This is a genomic window from Aeromonas sp. (assembly GCF_050252055.1).
In the GTDB taxonomy this organism is placed as follows: domain Bacteria; phylum Pseudomonadota; class Gammaproteobacteria; order Enterobacterales; family Aeromonadaceae; genus Aeromonas; species Aeromonas caviae.
This window is the reverse complement of sequence record NZ_JBFWLQ010000010.1, coordinates 85,317-85,862: the sequence shown is the minus strand read 5'-3', so window position 1 is coordinate 85,862 and position 546 is coordinate 85,317. Positions and strand designations below refer to the sequence as shown.

Here is a 546-nt window from a genome sequence, read left to right as displayed (position 1 = left end):
GTTCAGGATGTGGGTCGTTAGCTCAGTCGGTAGAGCAGTTGACTCTTAATCAATTGGTCGTAGGTTCGAACCCTACACGACCCACCACTCTGAACATTGAATCCCAGGTCGTTTAGCTCAGCTGGGAGAGCACCTCCCTTACAAGGAGGGGGTCACTGGTTCGAGCCCAGTAACGACCACCATGTTGTAATACTGGCCGCCACATGCGGTTGGTGAAAGGTTCAGGATGTGGGTCGTTAGCTCAGTCGGTAGAGCAGTTGACTCTTAATCAATTGGTCGTAGGTTCGAACCCTACACGACCCACCACTCTGAACATTGAATCCCAGGTCGTTTAGCTCAGCTGGGAGAGCACCTCCCTTACAAGGAGGGGGTCACTGGTTCGAGCCCAGTAACGACCACCATGCTTTAAAAATGATTTAGATGGGTCGTTAGCTCAGTCGGTAGAGCAGTTGACTTTTAATCAATTGGTCGCTGGTTCGAATCCAGCACGACCCACCATCATTTCAGTCTTGTCCCAGGTCGTTTAGCTCAGCTGGGAGAGCACCT

At 51.5% G+C, this 546-nt stretch carries 5 tRNA genes; all 5 read left to right on the top strand.

The features are described from left to right. Positions 1-11: 11 nt before the first annotated feature. The 5 genes from AB7E19_RS17170 (at position 12) to AB7E19_RS17150 (ending at position 498) form a co-directional block, all read left to right on the top strand. A tRNA-Lys gene (locus AB7E19_RS17170) sits at positions 12-87 on the top strand. A gap of 19 nt (positions 88-106) precedes the next feature. Further along, positions 107-182: transfer RNA gene (locus AB7E19_RS17165), tRNA-Val, on the top strand. 48 nt (positions 183-230) lie between these two features. Then, positions 231-306: transfer RNA gene (locus AB7E19_RS17160), tRNA-Lys, on the top strand. A 19-nt stretch (positions 307-325) separates the two neighbouring features. Next, positions 326-401, top strand: a tRNA-Val gene (locus tag AB7E19_RS17155). 21 nt (positions 402-422) lie between these two features. Further along, a tRNA-Lys gene (locus AB7E19_RS17150) sits at positions 423-498 on the top strand. The last annotated feature ends 48 nt before the right edge of the window (positions 499-546 follow it).